The organism is Achromobacter sp. UBA2119, assembly GCF_002331005.1.
Taxonomy (GTDB): Bacteria; Pseudomonadota; Gammaproteobacteria; order Burkholderiales; family Burkholderiaceae_B; genus Achromobacter; species Achromobacter animicus.
Map to the genome: position 1 here is coordinate 83,074 of NZ_DCYD01000010.1, position 9,358 is coordinate 92,431.

Here is a 9,358-nt window from a genome sequence, read left to right on the forward strand (position 1 = left end):
TGGCTCGAATATGGTGCATGTATGCGCGCTCTGATCATCAGTGTGGATCTCGGTGATCCGGACTTCACGGCGCACGCCGAGGAATTCGCCATGCTGGCCAAGGGCGCGGGCGCCGAAATCGTCGGCACCCTGACGGCCCGCCGCGATCGTCCCGACGCCAAGTTCTTCATCGGCTCCGGCAAGGCCGACGAGGGCGTCGCGATGGCGCAGGCGCTGCTCGCCGATATCGTCCTTTTCGATCAGCCTTTGTCGCCCGCCCAACAACGCAACCTTGAACGCGCCTTCAACTTGCGCGTGGTGGATCGCGTCGCCCTCATCCTGGATATCTTCGCGCTGCGCGCAAAGAGCCACGAAGGCAAGCTGCAGGTCGAACTGGCCCAGCTCCAGCATCTGGCCACGCGCCTCACGCGCATGTGGAGCCACCTGGAGCGGCAGCGTGGCGGCATCGGGATGCGAGGCCCCGGCGAATCCCAGCTTGAAATGGACCGCCGCATGATCGGCGCCAAGGTCAAGACGCTGCGCGAACGGCTCGACAAAGTCGAGCGGCAGCGCATCACCCAACGGCGCGCCCGCGCGCGGGGTGGGGCGCTGTCGGTGTCCCTGGTCGGCTATACCAACGCCGGCAAGTCGACGCTGTTCAACGCGCTGACCCGGGCCGACGCCTACGCTGCCGACCAGCTCTTTGCCACGCTGGACACGACGACGCGCCGCATCTGGATCGAAGGCGCCGGATCGGTGGTGGTGTCCGACACCGTGGGCTTCATCCGCGACCTGCCTCACAACCTTATTGCTGCCTTCCGGGCCACCCTCGAAGAAACCGTGCACGCCGACCTGCTGCTGCATGTGGTGGACTCGGCCAGCCCGCAGCGGGATGAGCAGATTTTCGAAGTGAACAAGGTCCTCGCCGAAATAGGCGCTGCCGCGATTCCAACCATTCTGGTATACAACAAGATCGACCGGGCGGGATTGGAACCGCGGGTGGAGCGCGATGCACATGGTACGATTGCGCGAGTATTTGTAAGCGCCACCGAGCGCGCCGGTTTGGATGCGTTGCGCGGGGCAATTGCGGAGACCGGACAGATTGTGGGAAACAATGCCGCGAATTATCAAACTCTTCAATCTGAATGACCCCGGTTGGGGTCGTGGAAACAACAATGGCTCCGAGCCGCCGCCCAAGCGGCCCCAAGGCAACGGAGACGGCCCTCCTGACCTGGACGAGGTCTGGCGCGATTTCAACAATCGCATCGGGAACCTGTTTGGGCGCAAGGGCGGTGGCGGCAATAACCGCCCCGGCAACCGTGGCGGCATGACGCCGCCATCCCCGCGCGGCACACGCATCGGCCTGGGCGTCATTGCGCTGGTCGCGGCGGGCATCTGGCTCGCCAGCGGCTTTTACATCGTGCAAGAAGGCCAGGTCGCGGTCGTGACCGAATTCGGCAAATACAAGAGCACGTCGCAAGCCGGTTTCCAGTGGCGTCTGCCGTATCCCATTCAAAGCCATGAAATCGTCAACGTGTCGCAACTGCGCACGTTCGAAGTCGGATTCCGTGGCGGCGCGCGCAACAAGGTCCTGCCCGAAGCGCTGATGCTCACGACGGACGAGAACATCGTCGATATGCAGTTCGTCGTCCAGTACCGCCTGAAGGCAGACGGCGCGCCCGACTATCTCTTCAAGACGCGCGACCCGGACGAGTCCGTGCGCCAGGCTTCCGAAACCGCCATGCGCGAAGTCGTGGGCAAACAGTCGATGGACTTCGTGCTGTACGAAGGCCGTACGACGGTGGCTTCCCAAGTCCAGGCGCTGATGCAGCAGATCCTTGATCGCTACCAGACGGGCGTGCAGATCAGCACCGTCGCCATCCAGAACGTGCAGCCGCCCGAGCAGGTGCAGGCCGCGTTCGACGACGCCGTCAAGGCCGGTCAGGATCGCGAGCGCCAGATCAACGAAGGCCAGGCCTACGCCAATCAGGTCGTGCCGCTGGCCAGCGGTCAGGCATCGCGCATGACGGAACAGGCTGAAGGTTACAAGGCCAAGGTCGTCGGCGATGCGCAAGGTAATACGTCGCGCTTCACCAGCATCCTGGGCGAATACGAAAAGTCGCCTCAAGTCATGCGCCAGCGCATGTACCTGGAAAGCATGCAGGACATCTTCACCCGCGCCAGCAAGGTCATGGTCGACACCAAGAGCAACAACAACATGTTGTATTTGCCCCTGGACAAGATCATGCATCTGGCCGCTCAGGACGCAGGCAAGTCGAACATCGGCAGCTCTGGCTCGCCCGTGTCCAATGCGCCTGTCCAGCAGCCTCCGCGCGGTACGGCCGCGCCGGTGCCGCAGCCTTCCGGCAGCAGCAATAGCAACACGCTGCCTCGCGACCGTATGTCGCGCTAATCCGGAGGAGTCCTGAACATGAATCGTCTTATGCCCATCCTGGTCGGCCTGCTCATCGTGCTGGCCCTCCTTTCCTCCAGCGTTTTCGTGGTGCGCGAGCGCGACTATGCCTTGGTGTTCTCGCTGGGCGAGGTCCGCCGCGTCATCAGCGAACCTGGCCTTTACTTCAAGGTTCCGCCGCCTTTCCAGAATGTCGTCACGCTCGACAAGCGCATTCTGACCATCGAAACCAACGAAGCCGAGCGCATCCAGACTTCCGAAAAGAAGAACCTGCTGATCGACTCCTACGTCAAGTGGCGCATTGCGGATCCCCGCGTGTTCTACGTGACGTTCGGCGGCAACGAGCGCGCGGCTCAAGAGCGTCTGCAGGCTCAGATCCGCGACGCCCTGAACGCGTCGGTCAACGTGCGTACCGTGCGGGACGTGGTCTCGACCGAACGCGACAAGATCATGACGGAGATCCTGGAAAACGTCGCCAAGCGCGCCGAGCCCCTGGGCGTGCAGATCGTCGACGTCCGCCTGCGCCGCATCGAGTTCGCACCGGAAATCTCCGAGTCGGTCTACCGCCGCATGGAAGCCGAGCGTACCCGCGTCGCCAACGAGCTGCGTTCCATCGGCGCCGCCGAAGGCGAGAAGATTCGCGCCGAAGCCGATCGCCAGCGCGAGGTCATCGTGGCCCAGGCGTACGCCAAGGCCCAGGGCATCATGGGTGAGGGGGACGCCGCAGCGGCAGCCATCTACGCCCAAGCCTATGGCAAGAACCCGGACTTCTACACGTACTACAAGAGCCTGGAAGCCTATCGCGCATCGTTCTCCAAGCCGGGCGATGTGCTGGTCGTGGACCCCAGCTCCAGCTTCTTCCAGTTCATGAAGGATCCGGCGGGCGCTGCCTTGGCACCGGTCACCGTGCCGGCCAAGTGATCTTGCCCAGCTAGCACGAACGAAAAGCCCCTCGGGTCCCCGAGGGGCTTTTCTGCTTCAGGCGGGACGACTTCCGCCCGGTATCCAGGGCGCAGCCGGGCAGTCCGGCCACGCCGGACCCACGGCTGGCGCTCGCGGCTGAACCATGTACAATACCGCGTAAGCTAGAAAACATTCCGCAGCGGCTGAGCGGGCTTACGCCCCTCAGCCGCTTTTCGTTTGGGCGACGCCCACGCATCACTTGGCGTTATTCAGGTAAACACATTCATGGGTAACTGGCTGCTGCCCGAAAGCCTTGCCGACGTACTTCCGGCAGAGGCTCGGCGCATCGAGGAACTGCGCCGCGAACTTCTCGATCTTTACCGTACTTACGGGTTCGAGCTGGTCGCGCCGCCCCTGGTCGAGTACATCGATTCATTGCTGTCGGGCACCGGCAGCGATCTGGATCTGCGCACCTGCAAGCTGGTCGACCAGCTTTCGGGCCGCACGCTGGGCGTGCGCGCGGACATGACTCCCCAGGTTACGCGCATCGACGCGCACTTGCTGAACCGCGCGGGCGTCACCCGCCTGTGTTACTGCGGCAACGTGCTGCATGCGCGCCCCTCGGACTTGCTGTCCAGCCGCGAACTGCTGCAGATCGGCGCTGAAATCTACGGCCATGCCGGATTCGAAGCCGACCTCGAAATCATCCAGCTCGTGCTGGAAACGGTTGCAATCGCTGGCGTTCGCAATCCGCGCCTGGATCTGTGTCATTCCGGCGTGCTTCGCGCCATCCTGAAATCGGACCCGGCAGCGGCCGAACTGGCGCAGGACGCCATCCGGCTGATGCGCGACAAGGATGTGCCCGGATTGGGTGAGCTCGTGGCGCGCGCGCCCGGCATCCGTCCGGAAACGTTGAAGGCGCTGCAGTTGCTGCCCACGTTGTACGGTGGTCCCGAAGTGCTCAAGGTTGCCCGTCGCGACCTGCCGGCACTGCCGGGTGTCGCCGAGGCGCTCGACGCGCTTCAGGCGGTGGTGGATGCGATGCCGAACGTGTCGTTCAGCGTGGATCTGGCCGACGTGGGCGGTTACGCTTACCACACGGGCGTCAAGTTCGCCCTGTACGCCGAAGGCTGGCACGACGCGTTGGTCAGTGGTGGCCGCTACGACGACGTCAGCCGCGCGTTCGGCCGCGCGCGTCCGGCCACGGGCTTCAGTCTTGATTTACGCAAGCTGGCGGCGGGTCTGCCGCCGGCGGAAAGGGCGCGAGCGGTTCGTGCGCCCTGGGGGCAAGCCCCCGCTCTGACCGAGGCGGTTCGCCGCTTGCGCCGGTCAGGGGAAATCGTCGTTCAGGTATTGCCCGGTCACGAGCAGGATCAGGACGAATTCGTTTGCGATCGCGAGCTGGCGCTGCAGGATGGCGTCTGGACGGTCAAAACGCTGTGACTAACTCCCGCTCGGAAACGAGGGGGCCGCGGGGAGATTTCCGGATTTCCCGAGAAACTCGAAATTGATTCGTATCATGAGCAAGAACGTAGTCGTAATCGGCACCCAATGGGGTGACGAGGGCAAGGGCAAGATCGTCGATTGGCTGGCGGAATCCGTCCAGGGCGTGGTCCGCTTCCAGGGCGGTCACAATGCCGGCCATACGCTGTGGATCAATGGCAAGAAGACGATTCTTCGCCTGATCCCATCGGGCATCATGCACCCCGGCGTCACCTGCTTCATCGGCAATGGCGTCGTGCTGTCCCCGGAAGCCCTGCTCAAGGAAATCGAAGAGCTGGAGGCCGCCGGCCTGGATGTGCGTTCGCGCCTGCAGATCTCCGAGATCTGCCCGCTGATCCTGCCGTACCACGTCGCCATCGACAAGGCGCGTGAAGCACGCAAGGGCGAGGGCAAGATCGGCACCACCGGTCGCGGCATCGGCCCGGCCTACGAAGACAAGGTCGCCCGCCGTGCCCTGCGCGTGCAAGATCTCTTCAATCCTTCGCTGTTCGACGAAAAGCTCGCCGAAGTGCTGGATTACCACAACTTCGTGCTGACCAAGTACCTGGGCGCGGAAGCCGTTTCGGCCAACGAAGTCCGCGATCAAGCCATGGCGCTCGCGCCGGCCATCGCCCCGATGGTCAAGGATGTCTCCAGCAACCTGTACGCCATGCAGCAGGAAGGCAAGCGCCTCCTGTTCGAAGGCGCACAAGGCGCGCTGCTGGACGTCGATCACGGCACGTACCCCTTCGTCACCAGCAGCAACTGCGTGGCAGGTGCGGCCTCGGCCGGCGCCGGCGTGGGTCCCCAGCAACTGGATTACGTCCTGGGCATCACCAAGGCGTACACCACGCGCGTCGGCTCCGGCCCGTTCCCCACGGAGCTGGTCGACGAGATCGGCACCCGCCTGGCCACCATCGGCAAGGAATTCGGTTCGGTCACCGGCCGTCCGCGCCGCTGCGGCTGGTTCGACGGCGCGGCGCTGAAGCGCTCGGTCCGCCTGAACGGCATTTCCGGTCTGTGCATCACCAAGCTGGACGTGCTGGACGGCCTGGAAACCATACAGTTGGGCGTCGGTTATCGCGTCAATGGTGAATTCCGCGACGTGCTGCCCTACGGCGCGCACGCCGTGGCGCAGGCGCAACCGGTGCTCGAAGAGCTGCCCGGCTGGAGCGAATCCACTGTCGGCATCACCGAATACGCCAAGCTGCCCGCCGCGGCGCGCCGCTATCTCGAGCGCGTGGCGGAAGTCTGCGGTGTGCCGATCGACCTGGTGTCCACCGGTCCGGACCGCAACGAGACCATTGTTTTGCGTCATCCCCTGAAGGGCTGACATCGGGTTATTATTCCCAAGGCCGCCGCCGGTCATACCGGCGGCGGCCTTTTCGTATTTTTGTGCAGGAGATGCTTGCCTATGAGCACGCCGACCAGTGACGATAGCCATCTGTGGGTAACGTGGGACGATTACAACCGCTTGATCGAGCGCCTTACTTTGCAGGTGCATCAGTCGGGCTGGAAGTTTGACAAGATTCTTTGCCTGGCGCGCGGCGGTATGCGTGTAGGCGACGTCATGTCGCGTATTTTTGATGTGCCGCTGGGCATTCTTGCCACCAGCAGCTATCGCGAAGCAGCCGGCACCAAGCAAGGCGACATGGACATCGCCCAGTTCATCACCATCACCCGCGGCACGCTTTCCGGCCGGGTGTTGCTGGTGGACGACATGGTGGATACCGGCAAGACGTTCAACAAGGTGTTCGATCACCTGAAGAGCCAGTTCGCCGACATCACCGAATTGCGCAGCGCCGTGCTGTGGTGGAAGGGGCATTCCCTGGCAACGCCCGACTATTACGTCGAGAAGCTGCCCACGAATCCCTGGATTCACCAGCCGTTTGAAGATTACGACAGCTTGCGTCCCCATCAGCTGGAAGCCTGGATCCGCAAGGGTTCCCAGAGCTGATCGCAAGCGGGGCAGGGACGGGGTGCTGGCCGCAGTCGAGCGCTGGCAGTAGGCAAACCGTCCTTACCCATGCTAGAATCGCTGGTTATCGCTAAACCGAACTTGGCTTGTTACTCTCTGGGTAGTCTTTGGGTAACGGAAACAGCCAGCTCAAACCCGGGCGAAAGCGTGCCCGGGTTGCGCTTTCAAGGCGTTGCTGGAAAAGCAAGCCAGGTTTGTCATCAACTTTGTTACCCTACAAGCAGGCCAATTACTTTATGCCTATCGTTCGACTGAAGGAAAACGAACCGTTTGAAGCCGCTCTGCGCCGCTTCAAGCGCACCATCGAAAAGACCGGTTTGCTCACCGAACTGCGCTCGCGCGAGTTCTATGAGAAGCCCACCGCCGAGCGCAAGCGCAAGCATGCCGCCGCCGTGAAGCGCCACTACAAGCGCATCCGTAGCCAACAACTGCCCCCGCGCCTGTATTGATTTCTGATTCCCGAATCTATTGATTCCAGAATCATTCATCCAGGATTTGCTCGCCCGAGTCGACGTCGTCGACGTTGTCGGGCGATATGTGCAGTTGCGAAAGGGTGGGGCCAACTTGCTTGGCCTGTGCCCCTTTCATAACGAAAAAAGCCCCTCGTTCACTGTCAGCCCCACCAAGCAGTTCTATCACTGCTTCGGATGTGGTGCACACGGCAGCGCCATCACCTTCTTGATGGAACATACGGGCGCCAGTTTCCCCGACGCCGTGCGCACGCTCGCGGCGTCGGCGGGAATGACGGTCCCCGAAGAAAACCGCAGTCCCCGCCAGCAGCAGGAATCGGCGCGCCGCAAGGCCGAAGAGTCCCGCCATACGCAGGTGCTCGATGCGGCCCAAGCCCATTACCTGAAACAGTTGCGTGCTTCACCCGCGGCCGTCCGCTATTTGAAGCAGCGCGGCCTGACCGGCGAAATTGCTGCGCATTTCGGTTTGGGTTGGTCCGGTACGGACCGCCACGGCTTGTCCCAGGTGTTTCCCAACTACGAAGACCCCACCCTCGTGGAGTCCGGACTTGTCATCGAGTCCGAAGACGGGCGCCGCTACGACCGCTTTCGCGAGCGGGTGATGTTTCCGATCCGCAACGCGCGCGGCAGTCTCATCGGATTTGGCGGCCGCATCATCGGCAAAGGCGAGCCCAAGTACCTGAACTCGCCCGAGACGCCCCTGTTTTCAAAAGGGCAGGAGCTCTACGGCCTGTGGGAGGCGCGCCAAGCCATCCGGCAGGAAGGTCAGGTCATCGTCGTCGAAGGCTACATGGACGTGGTCGGGCTGGCGCAGCAGGGCATCGCCAATGCCGTCGCCACGCTGGGCACCGCCACCACCCCGGATCACGTCAAGAAGCTGCTGCGGTCCAGCGACAAGGTCATCTTCAGCTTCGACGGCGACAAGGCCGGACGGCGTGCAGCCTGGCGCGCGCTGCAGGCCTGTTTGCCGGTGCTCAGGGACGATATCGCGATCCGCTTTCTGTTCCTTCCGGCCGAGCATGATCCCGATTCGTATGTGCGCGAATTGGGGGCCGAAGCATTCCGTGCCTGTCTGGGCGATGCCGTGGCGCTGTCCCGGTTCCTCCTGGACGAGCTTGCATCGCATCACAACATGAACGAAGCCGAAGGCCGCGCCAGTTGCCTTCACGAGGCCAAGCCGCTGTTGTCAGCGATTCCTGAATGTGCGCTGCGCGTGCAGATCGAACGGGAAATGGCCAAGCTGGTTCAGCTGACGCCCGAGGAAATGGCGCAGGTCTTGGCGCAGCAACCCGCCAAACCGTTCGCACCCGGCCCGCGGCCAGCGCCCGGCGCGGGTGAAGCCGGAATGCCTTCGGGTAGCGAGCCCGGTCATGACGGCGGTCCGCCCGACATGGGCTACGACTTCGGCAACCACGACTTCAGCGACATTCCGGCAGACGAGTCGGACTTCACCGATTACGGCCAGTACGCCTCGCACGGCGACGAGCCGAGCGGCGGCGCGGGGGGCTGGCAACAAGGCGGCAAGCAGGAATGGAAGGGCAAAAGCGACTGGAAAGGTAAGGGCGACTGGAAGGGCAAGGGCGATTGGAAAGGTGGCAAGGGCAACTGGAAAGGCCGGCGCGACAACGACGTTGGCGGCTTCGAGGGGCGCCGCACCATGCCGTCCCTGGCCAAGCGGCTGTTGAGTCTGCTGCTTGCCCATCCCGAACTGGTGGACTCCATGGGCGACCAGCAGCTTGAAGTCATCGACCATGGCCCCCATCTAGGATTGGTACGGGACCTGATCATGCTGGCGCAAACCAGCGGCGCGCGCCATGTCGGTGCGTTACTGGAGGCCGCTGAGCCGGACTCGGACCTGGCCACTGTCTTGAAAGGGTTGCGGGCGGACATCCTCGCTCAGGAAGACCTGCCTGATCCCCAGACCGAATGGGACGACGCCTTGCGGCGAATCGAATTCGATTCGGCGAAAACGGAAATGGCCAAGCTGGCCGCTTCAGGGCTTGCTTCGGAAGAGGCGCGCAAACGCTATCTGGAGCTGTCTAGCCGTATGACGGTCTTGAAAGGTGCTGGGTTGCGCTAAATACGCTAAAATCAAAGGTTTTCCGCTCATGCGGGGTGCCCAAGTGCGCTGCT

The 9,358-nt window shown here is 63.0% G+C and carries 8 protein-coding genes; all 8 read left to right on the forward strand.

Annotated features, from left to right (window positions below; genetic code table 11):
* The first annotated feature begins 21 nt into the window (after nucleotides 1-21).
* Nucleotides 22-1,128, forward strand: coding sequence for a GTPase HflX (hflX, locus tag B3098_RS09910; RefSeq protein ID WP_175125030.1), 1,107 nt, complete (start codon nucleotides 22-24; stop codon nucleotides 1,126-1,128).
* Nucleotides 1,094-2,392, forward strand: coding sequence for an FtsH protease activity modulator HflK (gene hflK, locus B3098_RS09915; RefSeq protein ID WP_286894836.1), 1,299 nt, complete (start codon nucleotides 1,094-1,096; stop codon nucleotides 2,390-2,392). Before hflX ends, hflK begins: the two co-directional genes overlap by 35 nt.
* Nucleotides 2,393-2,410: 18 nt before the next feature.
* Nucleotides 2,411-3,313 (forward strand): protease modulator HflC, encoded by a 903-nt coding sequence (gene hflC, locus B3098_RS09920; RefSeq protein ID WP_175125028.1) that lies wholly within the window; start codon nucleotides 2,411-2,413, stop codon nucleotides 3,311-3,313.
* A 267-nt stretch (nucleotides 3,314-3,580) separates the two neighbouring features.
* Entirely contained in the window at nucleotides 3,581-4,738 is a 1,158-nt protein-coding gene (locus B3098_RS09925) for an ATP phosphoribosyltransferase regulatory subunit (RefSeq protein WP_175139278.1), read from the forward strand.
* Between the two features lie 76 nt (nucleotides 4,739-4,814).
* Nucleotides 4,815-6,110, forward strand: a complete 1,296-nt coding sequence (locus B3098_RS09930; RefSeq protein WP_175125027.1) for an adenylosuccinate synthase — start codon at nucleotides 4,815-4,817, stop codon at nucleotides 6,108-6,110.
* Nucleotides 6,111-6,191: 81 nt separating this feature from the next.
* A complete protein-coding gene (locus B3098_RS09935; protein WP_056315724.1) occupies nucleotides 6,192-6,734 on the forward strand; it encodes a phosphoribosyltransferase in 543 nt (180 codons plus the stop codon).
* Between the two features lie 257 nt (nucleotides 6,735-6,991).
* Entirely contained in the window at nucleotides 6,992-7,204 is a 213-nt protein-coding gene (gene rpsU, locus B3098_RS09940) for a 30S ribosomal protein S21 (RefSeq protein WP_006218592.1), read from the forward strand.
* A 19-nt stretch (nucleotides 7,205-7,223) separates the two neighbouring features.
* The gene (gene dnaG / locus B3098_RS09945) at nucleotides 7,224-9,305 is read left to right on the forward strand and encodes a DNA primase (RefSeq protein WP_239214609.1); all 2,082 of its coding nucleotides are present in this window, start codon (nucleotides 7,224-7,226) and stop codon (nucleotides 9,303-9,305) included.
* Nucleotides 9,306-9,358: the final 53 nt, after the last annotated feature.